Genomic DNA, 22,413 nt, shown 5'->3' with positions numbered 1-22,413 from the left:
CTAACATAAATAGACTATACATTCATTTGTATTAAACAAAGATTTCCTCATTAAAATCTATACCTTAGATAACTAATTTGATAAACTAGAGAATAAGTAAAACAATTAAGGGGATGTATTCATATGAACGATACTTTAATGAGTATTCAAATTATTCCTAAAACTGCTAATGGTGAGGACGTTATCCCATATGTTGATGAAGCAATCAAAGTCATAGATGACTCAGGACTAGAATATAGAGTAGGACCGTTAGAAACGACTGTACAAGGTGAAATGAATGAATGCTTAATATTAATTCAAAAATTAAACGAACGCATGGTTGAGTTAGAAATCCCAAGTACAATTAGCCAAGTGAAGTTTTACCATGTACCTGAAGGTATAACAATTGAGACACTAACTGGAAAATATGATGAAATTTAATTCAATCATTTAAGGAAATCGATTCAACCGTCAAACAGTGGTGAGTCGATTTAATTATATATACGACTTTTTGCACTTTAAGATCAAATTTAATATAATGAAATAATGATTATGGATAAGTTATAGAACTTTGAACGATTAGGTTGCCATACGGAGATGTGAAGCATATTTAAAAAGATTTGTTCTTAGTTTTTATGATATAGAAAGGGTTTTGTAGAGTGAATGAAGAACAAAGAAAAAGTACTTCTATAGATATCTTAGCGGAACGTGACAAGAAGGCTAAAGATTATAGTCAGTATTTTGAACATGTGTATCAGCCACCAAGCTTAAAAGAAGCTCGAAAACGTGGAAAAGAAGAAGTGAATTATAACCGTGATTTCCAAATTGATGAGAAGTATCGCAATATGGGAAATGGAAAAACTTTTTTAATTAAAACATACGGTTGCCAAATGAACGCACATGATACAGAGGTCATGGCAGGGATATTAGGCGCTTTAGGTTATACAGCTACAGAAGATATAAACCAAGCGGATGTTATTTTAATAAATACTTGTGCAATACGTGAAAATGCAGAAAATAAAGTGTTTAGTGAAATTGGCAATTTAAAACATTTAAAAAAAGAAAAGCCTGAAACTGTAATAGGTGTATGTGGATGTATGTCGCAAGAAGAATCAGTAGTGAATAAAATCCTGAAATCTTACCAAAACGTGGATATGATTTTTGGGACGCATAATATTCATCGTCTTCCAGAAATTTTAGAAGAAGCATATCTATCCAAAGCGATGGTGGTAGAAGTTTGGTCAAAAGAAGGCGATGTTATTGAGAACCTTCCTAAAGTAAGGGAAGGAAAGATTAAAGCATGGGTCAATATTATGTATGGCTGTGATAAGTTTTGTACATATTGTATCGTTCCATTTACGCGCGGAAAAGAACGTAGTAGACGTCCAGAGGATATTATAGAAGAAGTGAGAGACCTTGCGCGTCAAGGTTATCAAGAGATTACTTTATTAGGTCAAAACGTAAACTCTTACGGCAAAGATATTGAAGGATTAGCGTATGGCTTGGGCGATTTACTTGAAGATATCACACAAATTGATATTCCACGAGTGAGATTTACTACGAGTCATCCTTGGGACTTTACTGATCGTATGATCGAAGTTATTGCTAATGGCGGTAATATCGTACCCCATATTCATTTGCCTGTACAATCAGGAAACAATGCAGTCTTGAAAATTATGGGTCGTAAATATACACGCGAGAGTTATTTAGAGTTAGTGGATAGAATTAAAGCTAAAATACCTAATGTTGCTTTAACGACAGATATTATCGTTGGATATCCTAATGAAACAGAGGCGCAGTTTGAAGAGACACTTTCGTTATACGAGGAAGTTGGATTTGAACATGCATATACTTATATTTATTCACAAAGGGATGGCACGCCTGCTGCTAAAATGAAAGATAACGTGCCAACAGACGTGAAAAAAGAGCGATTACAACGATTAAATAAAAAAGTATCTTATTATTCAGAACAAGCAATGAAACGTTATGAAGGTCAAATTGTTCAAGTATTATGTGAAGGCGCAAGTAAAAAAGACGAACATGTGTTAGCAGGGTATACATCTAAAAATAAATTAGTTAACTTTAAAGCACCTAATGAAATGATTGGTCAATTAGTAGACGTACAAGTAGATGAAGCGAAACAGTATTCCTTGAATGGAACGTTTTTACGTGCCAGCGAAAAAGCTGTGGTGACACAATAATGTATGAAAAAGATGACATTTTAGAAGCGGCGACGCAATTAAGTGAACGTATTAAATCTTTAGATACCGTGAAAGAGTATCATGCGGTTGAGGCGCAAATACACCACAACAAGCACATCGAACAACGTATGAAAGATTTAAAGAAAACGCAAAAACAATCGGTAAATCTTCAAAACTATGGTAAAACAGAAGCACTCAAACAATCAGAAGGTAAGATACATGATATTGAACAAAATATTAATGATTTACCTATAGTAGAAGAATTTAGAGAATCACAAACAGAAGCCAATGATTTGTTACAAATGATGATAAGTACGATGTCAGATCGTTTAAATCAACATCAACAAGATCATGATAACACTTAAAATATCTTCGGAAGGGGGATGAGCCACATGAAGACAAAAAAGTTAACGTTAACTGCAATATTTATTGCTATAAATGTTGTTTTAAGTAGTATCGTTGTCATTCCACTTGGACCAGTAAAAGCAGCACCAATACAACACTTAATCAATGTACTGTGTGCAGTATTCGTTGGTCCTTGGTTTGGGCTAGCGCAAGCATTTATATCTTCTATATTACGCTTAACTTTTGGTACAGGTAGTTTCTTCGCCTTTCCTGGAAGTATGGTAGGTGTATTATTAGCAAGTGGATTCTATTACTATAGAAAACATATCTTTATGGCAGCAGTTGGAGAAGTGATAGGTACAGGTATTATAGGGAGCTTAATGTGTATCCCATTGGCTTGGATACTTGGCTTCTCAAACTTTGCCATTAAACCATTGATGTTGGCCTTTATTGTCTCTAGCATTATTGGCGCTATCATAAGCTACATCATATTAATGATATTAAAACGAAAAGGCATTTTAAAACGCTTTTTAAAATAAGTAACTTACAAGAGATTAAGACATATATTCTTAAGCATGATGTGATTTTTGAGCCATAGCAATAATCGTTATGAGGATCACAAAATTATGGTTAAAAATATGTCTTGATCTTTTTTTATAACTGACTATACAGTGGATTATTTTAAAGGGACTGCTGGTGCTTTATCCACAATGAATGTGCAAGTATGTTAAATGAATAAATAGGCGTAAGGCTATACTTGTGTTAAAATTTAAGAGTTAAATTCGCAATTTCAAACTGAAACCTAAGCAGTATCTAACCAACTGTCAATGATGAATTGGCGTTAGATCTTAAAAAAATAAATGCTATACATGATGTATATACAGAAGATGGAAGATAAGAATTGGAAATTATAAAATGATGAGAATCATATGTTTAATTAAGTACGGAATATGATTAAAAGTAAGAAACTATTAAAAGGATTGTGAAATATTATTATGACGAACCAAACCCCAATGATGCAACAATATTTAAAAATAAAATCACAATATCAAGATTGTCTATTATTTTTTAGATTAGGCGATTTTTATGAAATGTTTTTTGATGATGCTAAAGAGGCTTCGAGAGTATTAGAAATTACATTAACTAAGCGTGATGCTAAAAAAGAAGACCCTATACCTATGTGTGGCGTTCCTTATCATTCTGCGGACGGTTACATTGAAACGTTAATAAATAACGGATATAAGGTAGCTATTTGTGAACAAATGGAAGATGCTAAACAAACCAAAGGCATGGTTCGACGTGAAGTAGTAAGAATAGTGACGCCTGGTACAGTCATGGATCAAGGGGGCGTAGATGAAAAACAAAATAACTATATATTAAGCTTTTTAACCCATAATAATACATTTGCGCTAAGTTATTGCGATGTTTCAACAGGCGAATTAAAAGTTACACACTTTGAAGATGAAGCGACGTTAATGAATGAAATCACAACTATTAATCCTAATGAAATAGTTGTGAATCAAGAAATAAATGAAACATTAAAACGTCAAATTAGTTTGACAACTGAAACGATAACAGTACTTTCTGAGCTTTCAGATGCACAATATAAAGTGAATACGATGTCGGAAACCCATTTATATAAAGTGACGCAATTATTACTTGATTATATCTATCATACTCAAAAGAGAGATTTATCACATATTGAGTCAGTTATTAAATATGAAGCGGTCGATTTTATGAAAATGGACTTTTACGCTAAACGAAATCTAGAATTAACAGAGAGTATGAGACTTAAAACTAAAAAAGGCACTTTATTATGGTTGATGGATGAAACGAAAACACCAATGGGCGCGAGACGTTTAAAACAATGGATCGACCGACCATTAATTCATAAACAGCAAATAGAAGCACGTTTAGACACAGTAGAACAATTTATTAATCATTTTATTGAACGTGACACTTTGAGAAATCATTTAAACCAAGTATATGATATTGAACGGTTAGTCGGTCGTGTCAGTTATGGAAACGTGAATGCACGTGATTTGATACAACTCAAACACTCTATATCAGAAATTCCTAACATCAAGCATTTATTAGGGGATTTTGACGAGCAAATGACAGAGCAATTTAAAGCACTAGAACCTTTAGATGATTTATTAACGTTATTAGAAGATAGTTTAAAAGAAGAACCACCTATTTCTGTGAAAGAAGGCGGATTGTTTAAAGCTGGTTTTAATTCAGAGTTAGATGAATACTTAGAAGCTTCTAAAAATGGAAAATCTTGGTTAGCAGAATTACAGGCTAAAGAACGTCAACGTACAGGTATTAAATCCCTGAAAATTAGTTTCAATAAAGTATTCGGGTATTTTATTGAAATTACTAGGGCAAATTTACAAGGATTCGATCCGACAGCTTTTGGTTATCATAGGAAGCAGACATTGTCTAATGCCGAACGTTTCATTACAGATGAATTAAAAGAGAAAGAAGACATTATTCTTGGAGCTGAAGATAAGGCGATAGAATTAGAATATCAATTATTTGTCCGTTTAAGAGAAGAAATAAAAATGTATACAGAGCGATTACAGAAACAAGCAAAAGTGATTTCAGAACTGGATTGCTTACAAAGTTTTGCTGAAATAGCTCAAAAATATAACTATGCGCGTCCGAGTTTTAGTGAGGATAAGACATTGCAACTTACGCATTCACGTCACCCTGTGGTTGAACGTGTAATGGATTATAACGATTATGTGCCTAATGACTGTAAGTTAAATAATGATTCCTTCATATACCTTATTACAGGGCCTAATATGTCTGGTAAATCAACTTACATGCGACAAGTTGCAATTATTAGTATCATGGCACAAATGGGTGCATATGTACCTTGTGAAGCAGCGATACTACCAGTATTTGATCAAATATTCACGAGAATTGGTGCAGCTGATGATTTAGTATCTGGTAAAAGTACTTTCATGGTAGAGATGCTTGAAGCTCAAAAAGCACTTGCACACGCTACTGAAAATAGTCTGATTATATTTGATGAAATAGGACGAGGCACATCAACATATGATGGACTCGCACTTGCACAAGCGATGATTGAATACGTTGCCACGACTTCTCATGCAAAAACACTTTTCTCTACACACTATCACGAACTAACCGCACTCGATCAATCATTAACATGTTTGAAAAATGTGCATGTGGCTGCGAATGAGTATAAAGGGGAACTTATTTTCCTCCATAAAGTTAAAGACGGTGCAGTAGACGATAGTTATGGTATCCAAGTAGCAAAACTGGCTAACCTTCCAGAGGAAGTTATTGAACGGGCACAGGTTATTTTGAATGCATTTGAACAGCATGATAAGGAAGCTAATCATGTTGTAGTTAATACATTGAAAACAGATGCTATACAAGATACACAACAAGCCGAAATAGTAGAGGAAGCGAGTACGGAATATCAAAATCAGACATCACAACAAGCGCAAAGTCATCAATTTGAACAAACGGAATTCGATTTATTTGATGCGCCAGTAGCACAAAGTAAGGTAGAAAATGAACTTAAGTCATTGAATCTATCTAATATGACGCCAATTGAAGCGTTGGTGAAACTTAGCGAATTACAAAATCAGTTGAAATAGAGGTGAAGTCCAATGGGGAAAATCAAAGAATTACAGACATCATTAGCAAATAAAATTGCTGCTGGAGAAGTAGTTGAACGTCCTGGCTCAGTAGTTAAAGAGTTGTTGGAAAATGCCATAGACGCCCAAGCGACTGAAATCAATATAGAGGTTGAACAATCTGGAGTTTCGTCTATTAGAGTCGTCGATAACGGCACTGGAATACAGGCTGAAGACTTGGGTCTAGTCTTTCATCGTCACGCGACAAGTAAATTAGATGAAGATGATGATTTATTCCACATACGCACACTTGGGTTTCGTGGAGAAGCATTAGCCAGTATATCATCAGTAGCCAAAGTCACATTGAAAACGTGTACAGATAATGAAGAAGGGCAAGAGATTTATGTGGAAAATGGTGAACTCTTAAATCATAAACCCGCTAAAGCTAAAAGAGGCACAGATATTTTAGTTGAATCTTTATTTTATAATACACCGGCACGTTTGAAATATATTAAAAGTTTGTATACTGAACTAGGTAAGATTACAGATATTGTTAACCGTATGGCAATGAGTCACCCAGACATACGTATTTCACTTGTTTCTGATGGTAAAACAATTATTAAAACAAATGGCTCGGGACATACCAACGAAGTGATGTCGGAGATTTATGGTATGAAAGTGGCTAAAGACTTAGTGCATATTACTGGAGATACAAGTGATTACCATTTAGAGGGCTTTGTAGCTAAACCAGAACATTCAAGAAGTAACAATCATTATATATCTATCTTTATTAACGGAAGATATATCAAAAACTTCCTGTTAAACAAAGCTATTTTAGAAGGTTACCATACATTATTGACGATTGGCAGATTCCCAATATGTTATATCAATATTGAAATGGATCCCATTCTGGTTGATGTGAACGTGCATCCTACTAAGTTAGAAGTAAGGTTATCAAAAGAAGACCAACTATTTGAGTTAATTGTAGAAAAAATCCGAGCAGCATTTAAGGATAGAATATTAATTCCGCAAAATGACATGGATAAACTAAATAAAAAAAATAAAGTATTAGATAACTTTGAACAACAAAAAATGGATTTTGAAAGACGCAAGCAGCAAGCAGCTCAAACAGATCATGAAAAGGCGCAACGCTCTGATGGTGAGACACAGGATAAAGCTTTTGAACGACCTGCATCATCTGAAGCAATGCCCACGAATAATTATAATCATTCTTATATACAAGAAGAACCATATAGTGATGATGGATACGTTCAGTCACAAAGAGAAGTTTTGTTTGATATGGACGATGTACAAGAAGCATCAGTTGAGCAATTAGATGATACATCCGACATCAAAGGTAGTGTGAGTCAGGATCCGACGAGACGTGTGCCTTATATGGAAATTGTAGGACAAGTACACGGGACTTATATTATTGCTCAAAATGAGCAAGGTATGTTTATGATTGATCAACATGCAGCACAAGAACGGATTAAATATGAATATTTTAGAGAAAAAATAGGTAAAGTATCAAACGAAGTTCAAAACTTACTAATACCGTTAACATTCCATTTTTCAAAAGATGAACTCATGCTTATTAAACAATATAAAGAAGAATTAGATAAAGTGGGGGTTCATTTGGAACCATTTGGTGGCCATGATTATATCGTAGATAGTTATCCAGTATGGTTCCCTAAAGCAGAAGCTGAAGAAATTATTAAAGATATGATTGAATATGTCTTAGAACATAAAAAAGTGGATGTTAAAAAAATCAGGGAAGATGCAGCAATTATGATGAGTTGTAAAAAATCCATCAAGGCCAATCATTACTTGAAAAATAATGAAATGGCAGACCTGGTTAACCAATTACGTGAAACTGAAGACCCATTTACATGTCCGCACGGCAGACCGATTATTATTAATTTTTCAAACTATGAAATAGAACGACTATTTAAACGTATCATGTAGGAGGTTAGTGGATTGAAGCCACATATTTTACCAGCAGTTCGGTCAATGAAGGATTTAGAAAAGCTCACTCAAACAGATTATAAGGAATGTGTGTTATTGGACACGCATATTGGTCATGTTAAAAGTATCATGGAATTATTAAAGAAAAATCATGTAGAAACATATATGCATATTGATTTAATTAAAGGTATGAGCCATGACGAATTTGCATGTGAGTATATCATACAAAACTATCACCCTAAGGGTATCGTTTCTACTAAGACAAAAGTGATTAATAAAGCGAAAGCATTAAATACTATAACTGTATTTCGTGTTTTTATATTGGATAGTCATGCGCTGAATAGAAGTATTGAACTTATTAAACGTGTAGAACCAGATTTTGTAGAAGTATTGCCAGGTATCGCAACGAAAGCAATACAAATTATTAATGAAGAAACGGATACATCTGTCATCGCAGGTGGATTAATTAATGATATTGAAGAAGTGGATGTTGCAATAGAAAATGGAGCGAAATATATTACAACTAGTGATCGTAAATTATGGTAAAGCCACACTTCTGCAAAATGAATATGGGGAAATAACCTTCTATTTAACGCGAGCAGAACAGATTAGTATTTAAATGTTTAACATCATATATAACTATAAAAGTTAGCAATCGATTAGAGCACTTTCAGTGTGTATTAGCAGCTGAACGCTATAAATCCTAATCAAGTGCTAACTTTTTTTTGATTTTTTAAGGATATGTTTTAAATATAAATTATAATAGTATTTATAATAGATAGGTGGTGTAATATGATTAAACCAATGCGATTACAAAAAGGCGATACGGTTGCTATTGTATCTTTATCATCCGGATTAGCAGGTGAAGAAACAATAGTGTGGCGTACATATCAAGGGATCACGCGATTACAAAATGTTTTTGGGCTGAATGTTAAAGTGATGCCTAATGCACTCAAGGGGATTGCATATATTCGAGCACATCCAGAACAACGTGCAGCAGATTTAAATGACGCACTTAGAGATAATGAAGTAAAAGCAATCATCAGTTGTATTGGTGGAGATGATGCTATAAGAATTGCGCCATATGTTGATTTTAAAGCAATTCGAAAGCATCCAAAAATATTTATAGGGTATTCAGATACGACATCAGTACATATGATGTTTTACAAAATGGGCGTTGTTAGTTTTTATGGCCCTGCATTATTGACAGATTTTGCAGAAAATATAGAAATGGATGCATATACAATTGACTATTTGAAGAAATGTTTGTTTCATACTGACCCTATCAATAAAATTATGCCAGCTTTATACACTAGAACGAATGATTTAGAGTGGAAAGAAGACAATAAAAATATGGCTCGGACAATACGTAACCAACGTGGGTATGAGGTTGTCTGTGGTGAAGGGATTAAGCGCGGACATTTAATTGGAGGTAATCTAGAAACATTTGCCAGCTTGATATCAACCGATCTTTTCCCAGATGCACAACAGTTTAAGAATGCTATTTTATTTTTGGAAACTTCTGAAGATATGCCAACTCCTCAAGCATTTGCTGACGATTTAATGTGTTTATTAAATAAAGGTGTGTTTAAACATTTGAATGGTATGATTGTGGGGAAACCATTTAATGATTTTTATTACACTGAATATAAAGCGGAACTTTTAAAAATTATAGAAAAAAGTAAGAATCAACATATTTCAATCCTTTTTAATTTATCATTTGGACATTGTGAACCCAAACACAGCTTACCTTATGGTGTAATGGCAGAAATAAATTGTAGTGAAAAAAGTTTTGAAATTATTGAAAGTTCTGTGGTTGACAGTTAAATTGTGTCTAATTATTTACAAAAAACATTGACAACGCTTACAAGTGAAGTGTAAGATGATATCAAGTTAATAATTTAGAACAGAGATGGGAGATTTCTACAGTAATTAAACCGGTGGTTCGAAACTGGGTATAATTGTAGGAATCTCTCTGTCTTTTTAGGAGGAGTCTCTATGAGTGAATATTTTGCTGAATTTTTGGGAACAGCAATCCTAGTATTATTTGGGGGAGGTGTTTGTGCCAATGTGAATTTGAAAAAAAGTGCTGGTAACGGTGCGGATTGGATTGTAATTGCTGCGGGTTGGGGGCTTGCAGTGACAATGGGTGTATATGCAGTTGGGAATATATCTGGTGCCCATTTGAATCCTGCTGTAACGCTAGCTTTTGCTATGGATGGTGGAATTAGTTGGGCTATGGTTCCTGGTTTCATTATTTGTCAGATGCTTGGTGGTATTGTAGGTGGTGCATTGGTTTGGTTAATGTACTTAGCGCATTGGAAACAAACAGAAGATCAAGGTGCAAAATTAGGCGTATTTTCTACAGCACCCGCTATAAAAAATTATTTTGCTAACTTTTTAAGTGAAATAATTGGAACAGCGATTCTTACATTAGGTTTAATGTTTATTGGTACAAATAAAATTGCTGACGGTTTAAATCCATTAATCGTTGGTGGTTTGATTGTTGCAATTGGTTTAAGCTTAGGCGGGCCAACAGGTTATGCCATTAATCCTGCTCGTGATTTAGGACCACGTATTGCACATGCAATTTTACCGATAGCTGGTAAAGGAAAATCAAATTGGAGTTATGCAATTGTCCCTGTTCTTGGACCTATTACAGGTGGTATGATAGGAGCAGTGATTTATAGATTATTCTATAAAGGTGCATTTGATGCTATGTCCATAGTTGCAATCATATTATTAATTGTAACTTGTGTACTAGGCATCGCTTTAAATAAATCGAAAAATGCTAAAGGCATTGAATCTATTTATTAATGAGATCAATTCGTCCTGTTTATATATTCAACTATAAACAGGTCTTGTCTTGTGAATTTTTAAGAGTTTGAGCATGAACGTTGAGGGTATTGGATAATAATGTGTACAGTTGAATTGTAATGAAAATTAATTTACATACATTATTCAGACTAAAAACGGATCGAAAGGGAGAGTATAATTATGGAAAAATTTATTTTATCAATTGACCAAGGCACAACGAGTTCTAGAGCGATTCTATTTGATAAAGATGGAAAAATTAAAGGCGTAGCGCAACGTGAGTTTAAACAATATTTTCCTAAATCAGGCTGGGTTGAACATGATGCAAATGAAATATGGACATCAGTTTTAGCGGTAATAGCAGAAGTACTTAATGAAGAAAATGTTGGTGCAGAACAAATTGCAGGCATTGGTATTACAAACCAACGTGAAACAACAGTGGTTTGGGATAAAAATACAGCGCGTCCAATTTACCATGCAATTGTATGGCAATCACGTCAAACACAAGGCATTTGTCAAAATCTAAAAGAACAAGGCTTAGAAGATAAATTCCGCGAAAAAACAGGACTCTTATTAGATCCGTATTTTGCAGGTACAAAAGTAAAATGGATACTTGATAATGTAGAAGGCGCTAGAGAAAAAGCTGACAATGGTGATTTATTATTCGGTACGATTGATTCATGGTTAGTTTGGAAATTGTCTGGTGGAAAAGCACATATTACAGATTACACTAATGCAAGTCGTACATTAATCTACAACATTCATGATTTAGAATGGGATCAAGAGTTATTAGATATTTTAGAAATCCCTAATTCAATGTTACCTGAAGTTAAAGCATCAAGTGATGTGTATGCGAATACAATCGATTATCATTTCTTTGGTGAAGAAGTGCCAATCGCAGGTATTGCAGGTGACCAACAAGCTGCATTATTCGGACAAGCGTGTTTCAACCGTGGTGATGTGAAAAATACTTACGGCACAGGTGGTTTCATGTTAATGAATACTGGTGAAGAGGCCGTAGCTTCTAAGAGTGGTTTATTAACTACAATTGCTTACGGTTTAGACGGAAAAGTAAATTATGCACTTGAAGGTTCAATTTTTGTATCGGGTTCAGCAATTCAGTGGTTACGAGATGGATTAAGAATGATTAATTCAGCCCCTCAATCAGAAAATTATGCAGAACGTGTAGAATCATCAGAAGGTGTATACGTTGTTCCTGCATTTGTAGGTTTAGGTACACCATACTGGGATGCAGAAGCTCGTGGTGCTATCTTCGGTTTGACACGTGGCACAGAGAAAGAACATTTTATTCGTGCAACACTAGAATCGCTTTGTTATCAAACACGTGATGTATTAGAAGCGATGGAAAAAGATTCTGACATCACTGTAAATAATTTACGTGTAGATGGTGGCGCGGTTAAGAATAATTTCATCATGCAATTCCAAGCGGACTTACTTAATTTAGGTGTGGAACGCCCAGTAATAAACGAAACAACAGCTTTAGGTGCTGCATATCTTGCAGGATTAGCAGTTGGATTTTGGGACAGTAAAGATGAGATTGCAAATCGTTGGAAGCTTGAAAAAGAATTTAAACCTGAAATGGAAGAAAAAGAGAGAGAACGATTATATAAAGGTTGGAAAAAAGCTGTAGAAGCTACACAAGTCTTTAAAATAGAAGAAGAATAAAAAGTTAGACTAAAAGTTGTTAGTTATGCTACAATATGGGTAAGTTAATAATATCAAGATGAGAAGTGAGAGATTCTGTTCGTACAATTTATATATGTATGGGATAGGTCTCTCTTTTTTTATTATTTTAGGAGGCGCTAGATTTTATGAGTTTATCAACGTTGAAAAGAGAGCAAATAAAGAAAGATTTAAAAAACGATTCTTATGATGTTGTAATTATCGGTGGTGGTATTACAGGTGCAGGAATCGCTTTAGATGCTAGTGAAAGAGGTATGAAAGTAGCTTTAGTAGAAATGCAAGATTTTGCTCAAGGGACAAGTTCACGTTCTACTAAATTAGTACATGGTGGCTTACGTTATTTAAAACAATTACAAGTAGGTGTCGTAGCTGAAACTGGTCGCGAACGTGCGATTGTTTATGAAAATGGACCTCACGTAACAACACCTGAACGTATGTTATTACCATTGCATAAAGGCGGATCTATGGGCAAATTTACTACATCGATCGGTTTAGGCGTTTATGATAGATTAGCAGGTGTAAAAAAAGCTGAACGTAAAAAAATGTTAAATGCAAAAGAAACACTTGAAAAAGAACCATTAGTTAAAAAAGATGGTCTTAAAGGTGGCGGTAGTTATGTAGAATATCGTACAGATGATGCGCGTTTAACAATTGAAGTTATGAAACGTGCCGAAGAAAAAGGCGCTACAATTATAAATCATACGAAATCAGTACATTTCACATACGACGCAAAAGAAACTGTTAATGGCATTCATGTTGAGGACCAAATCAATGGCGAAACTTATCCAATTAAAGCTAAAAAAGTTATTAATGCAAGTGGTCCGTGGGTAGATGAAGTTCGTAGTGGTGATTATGCACGTAATAACAAACAATTACGTTTAACTAAAGGTGTTCACATTGTTATTGATCAATCTAACTTCCCATTAGGCCAAGCAGTATACTTTGACACTGAAAAAGACGGTCGTATGATCTTCGCTATTCCACGTGAAGGTAAAGCTTATGTGGGTACAACAGATACGTTTTACGATAATAACAAAACAGCGCCATTAGCAACACAAGAGGACAGAGATTATCTTATTGAAGCTATAAATTACATGTTCCCAGATGTGAACGTGACAGATGATGACATTGAATCATCATGGGCAGGTATCAGACCATTAATCTTAGAAGAAGGAAAAGATCCTTCAGAAATTTCACGTAAAGATGAAGTTTGGGAAGGTAAATCTGGACTATTAACTATCGCTGGTGGTAAATTAACAGGCTATCGTCACATGGCTTTAGAAATCGTTGATTTATTAGCAAAACGTTTGAAATCAGAATATAATCTTAAATTCAAAGCTTGCGAAACAAAACACCTAACTATCTCAGGTGGCGATGTAGGTGGTAGTAAAAACTTTGATAAATTTATTGAGAAAAAAGTTGAAGAAGCTAAAGCTTACCAATTAGATGAAGCGACTGCACGTCATTTTGCTTCTAAATACGGTTCTAATGCTGAAGATTTATTCAAGATTGCTCAAACTGCTAAATATCAAGAAACAGGTTTACCATTAGACATATATACTGAATTAATTTATTCAATTCAAAATGAAATGGTTTATCGTCCGACTGATTTCTTCGTGCGTCGTACTGGTAAACTTTACTTCAAGATTGAAGATGTTTTAAATTATAAAGATCATGTTATCGAAGTAATGGCTGAGTTACTAGGCTACTCAAATGTAGAAAAAGCACAATATACAAAAGAATTACAAACTGCAATTGATGAAGCACAAACTGGTAATAATCAACCAGCAGTAAAAGAATAATTTAGATTAAAAAGAATAGATTTTAATTACTACTAAAAACTGCTAACTTATTTAAGTTAGCAGTTTTTTTATCAGTAAAAATTTTAAATAGTATGATTAAAATGCTTGTTGTTTCATAGATCATAGTGTTTGAATTATACTTTGAAGGTTAACGTTTGGCTTACAATTTGATAACATTGTATTATGAATATATTGTATAATATAAGAAAATCGAAATGATGCATGGTTTGGGGGAAGAAACATGAATCGAAATGATTTTAATATCACGGTTTCAGATGGCACAATGCTAGAAGTTAGGTTAAATAAAGCTAAAAAAGAAACAATCGGTGTCATTCATTTACTACATGGCATGGCTGAATATATGGATAGGTATGATCGACTTGTAGAATCACTGAATTATCAAGGTTATGATGTGATTCGTCATAACCATAGAGGTCACGGTAAAGAAATAGATGAAAAAACACGTGGCCATATCGATGATTTAAGTCAAGTTGCAGATGATACCTATGAAATTGCGCAAACAATTTGTACAAACTATGCTAATATTCCATATATTATAATTGGTCATTCAATGGGATCGATTGTTGGTCGTATATTCGCTCAAAAATACCCAGACGCTGCGCATGGTTTAATCTTAACGGGTACGATACAATACCCTGCATATTTAGGTGTGCCCCTGGGCATAGTGTTGAAAGTGATTACATTATTAACAGGGAAAAAACGTCGCTTAAAATGGGTGAACAGATTAATGTATAAGTCATTTAATAAAAATGTAAGACAATTAAAGACATCAAGTGATTGGCTGTCTAGCGATCCTGATGAAGTCGCACGCTTTATTAAAGATCCTTATACTGGTTTTCTAGTGTCTAATCAACTCATTTATCAAACTATTAAACATATGAGTGCCACAAGTCGTTTGAAGCATATCAAAATGATGAACCGAGACTTACCTATTTTACTCATATCAGGGAAAGATGATTCGTTAGGTGGGTATGGTAAAGGGATAAGAACACTAGGTCAGCGTTATAAAAAATGTGGTATTAAGCATATTACCGTGCAATTGTATAAAAATAAAAGGCACGAAGTTTTATTTGAAAAAGACTACGCTAATACATGGCAACATATGTATGAATGGATAGAGAAACAAATCTTAAAAAAGAATGGTAAAGCAGAAAAATAATATAAGAGAGTTGATACACGTGCATAACGATAAGCAGTTTTTAATTGTGCTTGTAGGGCCAACGGCAGTGGGTAAAACTGAATTTAGTATCGAATTGGCTAAAAAGTTTAATGGTGAAATAATCAGTGGAGATTCGATGCAAGTTTATAAAAAAATGGATATTGGTACGGCTAAAATTACGCAAGAAGAAATGTCAGGTGTCCCTCATCATATGATAGATATATTAGAACCAGATGATACATTTTCTGCGTATGATTTTAAAAATAGAGCACAACGGTTAATTAATGAAATTACTGAAAGAGGTAATGTTCCTATTATTGCTGGTGGTACAGGGCTTTATATTCAATCGCTTATCTATGATTACGCGTTCGAAGACGAAGTGGTATCAACGGAACAGGCAGTTGAAGTAGCAGCTCAGTTGCAAGAGTTAGATCAACTAACTAATGAAGACTTACATCAATATTTGGCACGTTTCGATGATGCTTCAGCTCAGGCAATTCATCCGAATAATCGGAAAAGAGTACGAAGAGCGATAGAATATTATTTGAAAACAAAAAAACTTTTAAGTTCGCGTAAGAAAGTACAACAATTCACTGAAAATTATGATACATTATTAATAGGGATAGAAATGTCGCGTGAAACATTATATCAAAGAATTAATAACCGTGTAGATATTATGTTGCAGCGTGGATTACTAAATGAAGTGAGTCAGCTCGTTGAACATGGATATGAATCATGTCAAAGTATGCAAGCGATTGGTTATAAAGAAATGATACCAGTGGTTAAATATGATGCAGATCTTGATGAAGCGACAGATAAATTAAAGCAACATTCTAGAAATTATGCAAAACGACAAATGACTTGGTTTAAAAATAAGCTCGACGTAGCTTGGTTAGACAGAGAGAACATGTCACTTTCATTAATGTTAGATGAGGTTTCAGCCCAAATAAAGAAAAGGAGTACATAACATGAATGCATTAGAAAACATCCAAGACAAATTCCTAGGGCAATTTAAGACTGAAAAAACAAAAGTGATTGTATTTTTAGTCAACGGATTCCAAATGAAAGGTATTATTGAAGCATATGATAAGGACTTAGTATGTTTATTATCACAAGGGAAACAACACTTAATATATAAACATGCTATAAGTACATTCACAATTGATGATACTGAGGCATAGTGATAATACAAGTTTAACAATGTAACCAAATTAAATGTCAAAAAAAGCTACGTTAGATAATAAATATCTAGCGTAGCTTTGCTTTTTAAACAACTTAACTTACCGATACGTTTTTAGATAATAAAGTATCAATAGTTATAGTAAGGCTTCGATTTCAGCTTCAATTTGGTTAGGTTTCTTTTGTGGTGCAAAACGCTTCACGACGTTGCCCTCTTTATTAACTAAGAACTTTGTGAAATTCCATTTGATTTTTTCATTTAAAAAACCATTCTGTTCTTCAGTTAAAAATTTAAATAAGGGATGTTGATTTTCACCTTTAACATCGACTTTTTCATGCATTGGAAAGGTTACCCCATAATTGATTTTGCAATTCTGTGTTGCTTCTTCACCTGTACCTGGTTCTTGTCCCCCAAATTGGTTACAAGGAAAACCTAACACAACAAAGGATTGATCATTATACTTTTCATATAAATGTTGTAATCCTTCAAATTGTGGTGTGAAGCCACATTCACTCGCTGTATTTACAATTAGTATAGTTTGACCGCGATATTTATCTAATTTATATGTGTCGCCATTTGGCTTTTTGACTTCTATATCATAAATTGTCATTGTAATTCACCTCTTAACCATAATTTAACACAAAATGCCTCTATAGTCTTTATAAAGACACTGTGATAGAATGACTAAGAAACTTTGAAAAGAGGTGTATGTTATGTCCCAGCAACTAACACATAATACTGAAAAACGATTAGAGACTGCGATTTTAGTTGGAGTACATGCGCAATCAGAAGATGAATTTAATTTCGATTCAACAATGGAGGAATTAGCTTCTTTATCTGAGACATGTCAACTTAACGTACAAGAACAATTTACCCAAAATAGACAACGGTTTGATCATAAATATTATGTAGGTAAAGGTAAGTTGCAAGATATTCAGGCTTACATTGAGCACCATGATATAGATGTAGTGGTTGCAAATGATGAGTTGACAACAGCCCAATCTAAAACCTTGAATGATAATTTAAATGTTAAAATTATTGATAGAACCCAATTAATATTAGAAATTTTTGCTTTAAGAGCGCGTAGCAAAGAAGGTAAATTACAAGTGGAGCTGGCTCAATTAGATTATTTAATGCCGAGATTACAAGGTCATGGACGTAGTCTATCACGCTTAGGAGGCGGTATTGGTACGAGAGGCCCAGGGGAAACGAAACTTGAAATGGACAGACGCCATATTAGAACAAGAATGAATGAAATAAAACATCAATTAGAAACAGTAGTCGAACATCGAGAACGCTATCGTAATAAACGTGAACAAAATCATGTCTTCCAAGTTGCTTTAGTAGGTTATACCAATGCTGGAAAGTCATCGTGGTTTAATGCGTTAGCACGAGAAACAACATTTGAAAAAAACTTGCTATTTGCAACACTTGATCCTAAAACAAGACAGATACAAATTAATAATGGTTTTAATTTAATTATTTCTGATACTGTAGGTTTTATTCAGAAATTACCTACTACATTGATTGCAGCTTTTAAATCAACGCTCGAAGAAGCTAAAAGTGCTGATTTATTATTACATGTAGTAGATAGTAGTCATCCTGAATATAGGGCGCAGTATGACACAGTAAACCAAATCATTAAAGATTTAGATATGGGGCATATACCCCAAGCTATAATCTATAATAAGAAAGATTTGCACGAAGGTACGATTCCAACTACAAATAAACCGTCTGTTTTTGTATCTAGTAAAGACGAAGCCGATATAGAAAAAGTCAAAGCTTTGCTATATGAACAAGTTAAACGTACATTAACATATTATGAAGAAAATGTACCGAGTACAAATGCTGATCGATTATACTTTTTAAAGCAACATACACTTGTATCTGAGTTAACATTTAATGAAGGTGACGCTTCTTATACTATAAAAGGATACAAAAAAGAATAGAAGGAAGTAATGAATATATGAATGATATGAATCAATTGATAGCTGAGGTTGAAACAACGTTGACGCCTTATTTTAAAGACATAGAAGCGACTGCATATGCTAACCAAGAAAAAGTATTAGATGCGTTTCATGCAGTGAAAGCAACTGAAAGTGATTTACAAGGTACTACTGGTTATGGCTATGATGACTTTGGTAGGGATCACTTAGAAGAAATATATGCAAGGACTTTTAAAGCAGAAGATGCCATTGTACGCCCACAAATTATATCGGGTACTCATGCAATCACGATAGCTTTACAAAGTACATTGAAGTATGGTGATGAACTACTGTATATTACAGGAAATCCATATGATACATTATTAGAAGTTATAGGTATTAATGGCAATGGTATAGAAAGTTTAAAAGAACATGGTGTAGATTATAGGAAAGTAGATTTGAAAGCAGGAAAAATTGATGTTGATCAAGTTATACAAACGATTAGCACAACGACTAAAGTGATTGCAATACAACGTTCTAAAGGGTATGACCAACGCCCATCAATACCGTTAGATGAAATTGAGTCAGCCATACAAATGATTAAAAGTCTTTATCCTGAGATTATTATATTTGTAGATAACTGTTATGGCGAATTTGTTGAAGAGCGTGAACCTATAGAATGTGGTGCAGATTTAATCGCGGGTTCTTTAATTAAGAATCCTGGTGGTGGATTAGCAAAAATAGGGGGCTATATCGCAGGAAAAGCGTCATTAATAGCTAGATGTGGCTATCGTTTAACCGCACCGGGTATAGGTAAAGAAGCGGGGGCATCTCTTAACTCATTACAGGAAATGTACCAAGGCTTCTTTTTAGCACCTCATGTTGTCAGTCAAAGTTTAAAAGGCGCACTATTTACTAGCCTTCTTTTAGAAAAAATGAATATGCGTACGCAACCTAAATATAATGAGCCAAGAACAGACTTAATTCAAACGGTTGAATTTGATACAAAAGAACAAATGATACAATTTTGTCAAAGTATTCAACATGCTTCTCCTATTAATGCGCACTTCAGCCCAGAACCTGCTTATATGCCAGGGTACGAAGATGATGTCATTATGGCGGCAGGCACGTTTATACAAGGATCTTCTATCGAGTTATCGGCAGATGGTCCGATACGACCACCTTATGAAGCATACGTCCAAGGTGGTCTCACATATGAACATGTTAAACTAGCGGTATCAAGAGCAGCTAAACGTCTTCAATCTGAAAAATTAATATAAACTTTTCGAAATCCATATAGATTCTCAATTATAAATTGATGAAAATATGGATTTTTTTTAAATAAATTTAAGGAATTTTCAAAATATTCTACTAATAACGATTGTGAAAGTGCTTTAAAGTCAATGATACCAAGGGTTGGAACCTTCATGTAAGGAAACATGACATGTCTTTGTATTTATTTCATTTTTGTGCTAAATTGATAACAAGTTCAAAAATAGAGGTGATTGGATTGAAGTCAAATGATACATTACGTCGTAATATGGCTGTCTTCTCTATGAGTGTTGTAACTAAATTGAGCGAATTAACTGCTAGACAAGTTCGCTACTATGAAACACATGAACTGATTAAACCAGAACGTACAGAGGGGAATAAAAGACTCTTTTCATTAAATGATTTGGAACGTCTTTTAGAAATTAAAAGATTGATTGAAAAAGGATTTAATATCAAAGGAATCAAACAGATTATACATAATGAACAAGACCACCTTTCTGCTGATGAACAAGAAACAAGAAAAAAAATGATAGTTGATGCTACACAGAAATCACAACAAGAAGCGATTCCGATAAATCGTGGTGATTTATCACGTTTTATCAAATAATATTACTGGAGGACATTTATAATGCCAAAACGTACATTTACAAAAGAAGATATTCATAAGTTTGCTAAGGAAGAAAACGTTAGATATTTACGTTTACAATTCACAGATATTTTAGGCGTAATTAAAAACGTTGAAGTACCGGTTAGCCAATTAGAAAAAGTATTGGATAATGAAATGATGTTTGACGGATCTTCAATCGAAGGTTTCGTACGTATTGAAGAATCAGATATGTATTTATATCCAGATTTAGATACGTGGGTTATTTTCCCGTGGACTGCTGGACAAGGAAAAGTTGCGCGTCTTATTTGTGATGTATATAAAACAGATGGTACACCATTTGAAGGGGATCCGCGTGCAAACTTAAAACGTGTATTAAAAGACATGGAAGAACTCGGTTTCACTGATATTAATCTTGGACCAGAACCAGAATTCTTCTTATTCAAATTAGATGAAAAAGGCGAACCAACGTTAGAGTTAAATGACGATGGTGGATACTTTGACCTTGCACCTACTGATTTAGGTGAAAATTGTCGTAGAGATATCGTTTTAGAACTTGAGGACATGGGCTTTGATATCGAAGCAAGTCATCACGAAGTTGCACCAGGACAACATGAAATTGACTTTAAATATGCGGATGCAATCACAGCATGTGATAATATCCAAACATTTAAACTTGTTGTAAAAACAATTGCACGTCAACATAATCTACATGCAACATTTATGCCGAAACCATTATTTGGGGTTAATGGTAGTGGTATGCACTTTAACGTATCTTTATTCAAAGATAAAGAAAATGCATTCTTCGATCCAAATGGTGATATGCAAATGACTAAAGACGCTTTCCACTTTATCGCAGGTATTCTTAAAAATGCGCGTGGATTCACAGGAGTATGTAATCCATTAGTGAATTCATATAAACGTTTAGTTCCTGGTTATGAAGCGCCATGTTACATTGCTTGGAGTGGTAAAAACCGCTCACCATTAATCCGTGTACCATCTTCACGTGGATTATCAACACGTGTTGAAGTACGTTCAGTTGACCCAGCAGCTAATCCATACTTAGCATTAGCAGCAATCCTTAAAGCAGGTCTAGATGGAATCGAAAATAAATTAGAAGTTCCAGAACCAGTAAACCAAAATATTTATGAAATGAATCGCGATGAACGTGAAGCTGTGGGTATCCAAGATTTACCTTCAACGCTTTATACAGCAATCAAAGCTATGAGAGAAAATGAACCTATTAAAGATGCACTAGGTAATCATATCTATAACCAATTCATCAATTCTAAATCAATTGAGTGGGATTATTATAGAACTCAAGTATCTGAATGGGAAAGAGAACAGTATATTAAACAATACTAGGTGCTGAGCAAAGGGGCGAAACACTAGTAATAACAACAACTCGAGTCATTCTGAATGGATGATTTCGGGTTGTTTTTATGTGTCTGTATGTAAGAACATAGTCGAACAAAAGGTTATCCAATATGGAATAATTAGTTTTGTAAAATGGAAACGAAAAAATTTTCAAAAAAATAATAGTTAAGATATTGAAAAATATAATCGTTTATTATATTATCGCTTTATGAAGTTTCTCCAGAACTTCATCCTTTTTGATGCCGCCCTTCGGGGCGGTGCTTTAAATAAGGCAACCAATCAAACCATAATATTCTAGTAAAGGTACTTGTCATTTTTTCCTAATACAAAGGTAGGCACTTATGTGCTTGCCTTTTTTAATATTTTAGTAGCAAAGTTTAGATAAGTATTGATTCATATCTATCAGGTGTTATAAAGCTATAATTAAGTATTAATGAAATTAGGCAAAGGA

The 22,413-nt window shown here is 34.1% G+C and carries 19 protein-coding genes; 18 read left to right on the top strand and 1 reads right to left on the bottom strand.

Annotation, left to right across the window (positions count from 1 at the left end; translation table 11 throughout):
- Positions 1 to 123: 123 nt before the first annotated feature.
- The 14 genes from QMO72_RS08150 to hfq all read left to right on the top strand — a co-directional run bounded on the left by QMO72_RS08150 (position 124) and on the right by hfq (position 16,785).
- Positions 124 to 420 carry a thiamine-binding protein gene (locus QMO72_RS08150; protein ID WP_046836288.1) on the top strand — a complete coding sequence of 99 codons (297 nt, stop codon included), beginning with the start codon at positions 124 to 126 and terminating at the stop codon, positions 418 to 420.
- Positions 421 to 638: 218 nt separating this feature from the next.
- Positions 639 to 2,180: a tRNA (N6-isopentenyl adenosine(37)-C2)-methylthiotransferase MiaB gene (miaB, locus tag QMO72_RS08145; protein ID WP_103266929.1), complete on the top strand. Its 1,542-nt coding sequence runs from the start codon at positions 639 to 641 to the stop codon at positions 2,178 to 2,180.
- Positions 2,180 to 2,545 carry a YlbF/YmcA family competence regulator gene (locus QMO72_RS08140; RefSeq protein ID WP_046836290.1) on the top strand — a complete coding sequence of 122 codons (366 nt, stop codon included), beginning with the start codon at positions 2,180 to 2,182 and terminating at the stop codon, positions 2,543 to 2,545. The genes miaB and QMO72_RS08140 overlap by 1 nt, the downstream gene beginning before the upstream one ends.
- A 27-nt stretch (positions 2,546 to 2,572) precedes the next feature.
- Positions 2,573 to 3,064 (top strand): energy coupling factor transporter S component ThiW, encoded by a 492-nt coding sequence (gene thiW / locus QMO72_RS08135; protein WP_046836291.1) that lies wholly within the window; start codon positions 2,573 to 2,575, stop codon positions 3,062 to 3,064.
- 456 nt (positions 3,065 to 3,520) lie between these two features.
- Positions 3,521 to 6,160: a DNA mismatch repair protein MutS gene (mutS, locus tag QMO72_RS08130; protein WP_103266927.1), complete on the top strand. Its 2,640-nt coding sequence runs from the start codon at positions 3,521 to 3,523 to the stop codon at positions 6,158 to 6,160.
- 12 nt (positions 6,161 to 6,172) lie between these two features.
- The gene (gene mutL / locus QMO72_RS08125; RefSeq protein WP_103266925.1) at positions 6,173 to 8,104 is read left to right on the top strand and encodes a DNA mismatch repair endonuclease MutL; all 1,932 of its coding nucleotides are present in this window, start codon (positions 6,173 to 6,175) and stop codon (positions 8,102 to 8,104) included.
- A 12-nt stretch (positions 8,105 to 8,116) separates the two neighbouring features.
- Positions 8,117 to 8,650, top strand: a complete 534-nt coding sequence (locus tag QMO72_RS08120) for a glycerol-3-phosphate responsive antiterminator (RefSeq protein WP_103266924.1) — start codon at positions 8,117 to 8,119, stop codon at positions 8,648 to 8,650.
- 246 nt (positions 8,651 to 8,896) lie between these two features.
- On the top strand, positions 8,897 to 9,931 hold the full coding sequence (locus QMO72_RS08115) for a S66 family peptidase (RefSeq protein ID WP_103266922.1): 1,035 nt from the start codon (positions 8,897 to 8,899) through the stop codon (positions 9,929 to 9,931).
- 171 nt (positions 9,932 to 10,102) lie between these two features.
- Positions 10,103 to 10,921 carry an MIP/aquaporin family protein gene (locus tag QMO72_RS08110; protein ID WP_069824207.1) on the top strand — a complete coding sequence of 273 codons (819 nt, stop codon included), beginning with the start codon at positions 10,103 to 10,105 and terminating at the stop codon, positions 10,919 to 10,921.
- Between the two features lie 180 nt (positions 10,922 to 11,101).
- The gene (glpK, locus tag QMO72_RS08105) at positions 11,102 to 12,604 is read left to right on the top strand and encodes a glycerol kinase GlpK (protein WP_069824206.1); all 1,503 of its coding nucleotides are present in this window, start codon (positions 11,102 to 11,104) and stop codon (positions 12,602 to 12,604) included.
- A 146-nt stretch (positions 12,605 to 12,750) separates the two neighbouring features.
- A complete protein-coding gene (locus QMO72_RS08100; RefSeq protein WP_103266921.1) occupies positions 12,751 to 14,424 on the top strand; it encodes a glycerol-3-phosphate dehydrogenase/oxidase in 1,674 nt (557 codons plus the stop codon).
- A gap of 241 nt (positions 14,425 to 14,665) precedes the next feature.
- Positions 14,666 to 15,604, top strand: a complete 939-nt coding sequence (locus QMO72_RS08095; RefSeq protein ID WP_103266919.1) for an alpha/beta hydrolase — start codon at positions 14,666 to 14,668, stop codon at positions 15,602 to 15,604.
- A 19-nt stretch (positions 15,605 to 15,623) separates the two neighbouring features.
- Positions 15,624 to 16,571 (top strand): tRNA (adenosine(37)-N6)-dimethylallyltransferase MiaA, encoded by a 948-nt coding sequence (gene miaA, locus QMO72_RS08090; protein ID WP_241965950.1) that lies wholly within the window; start codon positions 15,624 to 15,626, stop codon positions 16,569 to 16,571.
- 1 nt (position 16,572) lies between these two features.
- Positions 16,573 to 16,785 (top strand): RNA chaperone Hfq, encoded by a 213-nt coding sequence (hfq, locus tag QMO72_RS08085; RefSeq protein ID WP_069824202.1) that lies wholly within the window; start codon positions 16,573 to 16,575, stop codon positions 16,783 to 16,785.
- Positions 16,786 to 16,920: 135 nt separating this feature from the next.
- Here hfq and QMO72_RS08080 read toward each other — a convergent pair whose 3' ends face one another.
- Entirely contained in the window at positions 16,921 to 17,394 is a 474-nt protein-coding gene (locus QMO72_RS08080) for a glutathione peroxidase (protein ID WP_103266917.1), read from the bottom strand.
- Positions 17,395 to 17,497: 103 nt separating this feature from the next.
- On the opposite strand from QMO72_RS08080, the gene hflX reads away from it, so the two are divergent.
- The 4 genes from hflX (at position 17,498) to glnA (ending at position 21,950) form a co-directional block, all read left to right on the top strand.
- Entirely contained in the window at positions 17,498 to 18,733 is a 1,236-nt protein-coding gene (hflX, locus tag QMO72_RS08075) for a GTPase HflX (protein WP_103266916.1), read from the top strand.
- A gap of 17 nt (positions 18,734 to 18,750) precedes the next feature.
- Positions 18,751 to 19,989, top strand: coding sequence for a methionine gamma-lyase family protein (locus QMO72_RS08070; protein WP_103266914.1), 1,239 nt, complete (start codon positions 18,751 to 18,753; stop codon positions 19,987 to 19,989).
- A 230-nt stretch (positions 19,990 to 20,219) separates the two neighbouring features.
- Positions 20,220 to 20,588, top strand: coding sequence for a MerR family transcriptional regulator (locus tag QMO72_RS08065; protein ID WP_103266954.1), 369 nt, complete (start codon positions 20,220 to 20,222; stop codon positions 20,586 to 20,588).
- A gap of 21 nt (positions 20,589 to 20,609) precedes the next feature.
- Complete coding sequence (gene glnA, locus QMO72_RS08060; RefSeq protein ID WP_046836305.1) at positions 20,610 to 21,950, top strand: type I glutamate--ammonia ligase; 1,341 nt, start codon at positions 20,610 to 20,612, stop codon at positions 21,948 to 21,950.
- The last annotated feature ends 463 nt before the right edge of the window (positions 21,951 to 22,413 follow it).

The sequence above is a fragment of the Staphylococcus casei genome (genome assembly GCF_030294405.1).
Lineage (GTDB): Bacteria > Bacillota > Bacilli > Staphylococcales > Staphylococcaceae > Staphylococcus > Staphylococcus succinus.
This window is presented reverse-complemented; position numbering and strand designations above follow the sequence as displayed.

Coding starts and splice junctions, on each gene's coding strand:
- QMO72_RS08150 (WP_046836288.1), top strand. CDS start 124: ATGAACGATACTTTAATGAGTATTCAAATTATTCCTAAAACTGCTAAT.
- QMO72_RS08140 (WP_046836290.1), top strand. CDS start 2,180: ATGTATGAAAAAGATGACATTTTAGAAGCGGCGACGCAATTAAGTGAA.
- thiW (WP_046836291.1), top strand. CDS start 2,573: ATGAAGACAAAAAAGTTAACGTTAACTGCAATATTTATTGCTATAAAT.
- mutS (WP_103266927.1), top strand. CDS start 3,521: ATGACGAACCAAACCCCAATGATGCAACAATATTTAAAAATAAAATCA.
- mutL (WP_103266925.1), top strand. CDS start 6,173: ATGGGGAAAATCAAAGAATTACAGACATCATTAGCAAATAAAATTGCT.
- QMO72_RS08115 (WP_103266922.1), top strand. CDS start 8,897: ATGATTAAACCAATGCGATTACAAAAAGGCGATACGGTTGCTATTGTA.
- QMO72_RS08110 (WP_069824207.1), top strand. CDS start 10,103: ATGAGTGAATATTTTGCTGAATTTTTGGGAACAGCAATCCTAGTATTA.
- glpK (WP_069824206.1), top strand. CDS start 11,102: ATGGAAAAATTTATTTTATCAATTGACCAAGGCACAACGAGTTCTAGA.
- QMO72_RS08100 (WP_103266921.1), top strand. CDS start 12,751: ATGAGTTTATCAACGTTGAAAAGAGAGCAAATAAAGAAAGATTTAAAA.
- QMO72_RS08095 (WP_103266919.1), top strand. CDS start 14,666: ATGAATCGAAATGATTTTAATATCACGGTTTCAGATGGCACAATGCTA.
- hfq (WP_069824202.1), top strand. CDS start 16,573: ATGAATGCATTAGAAAACATCCAAGACAAATTCCTAGGGCAATTTAAG.
- QMO72_RS08080 (WP_103266917.1), bottom strand. CDS start 17,394: ATGACAATTTATGATATAGAAGTCAAAAAGCCAAATGGCGACACATAT.
- hflX (WP_103266916.1), top strand. CDS start 17,498: ATGTCCCAGCAACTAACACATAATACTGAAAAACGATTAGAGACTGCG.
- QMO72_RS08070 (WP_103266914.1), top strand. CDS start 18,751: ATGAATGATATGAATCAATTGATAGCTGAGGTTGAAACAACGTTGACG.
- glnA (WP_046836305.1), top strand. CDS start 20,610: ATGCCAAAACGTACATTTACAAAAGAAGATATTCATAAGTTTGCTAAG.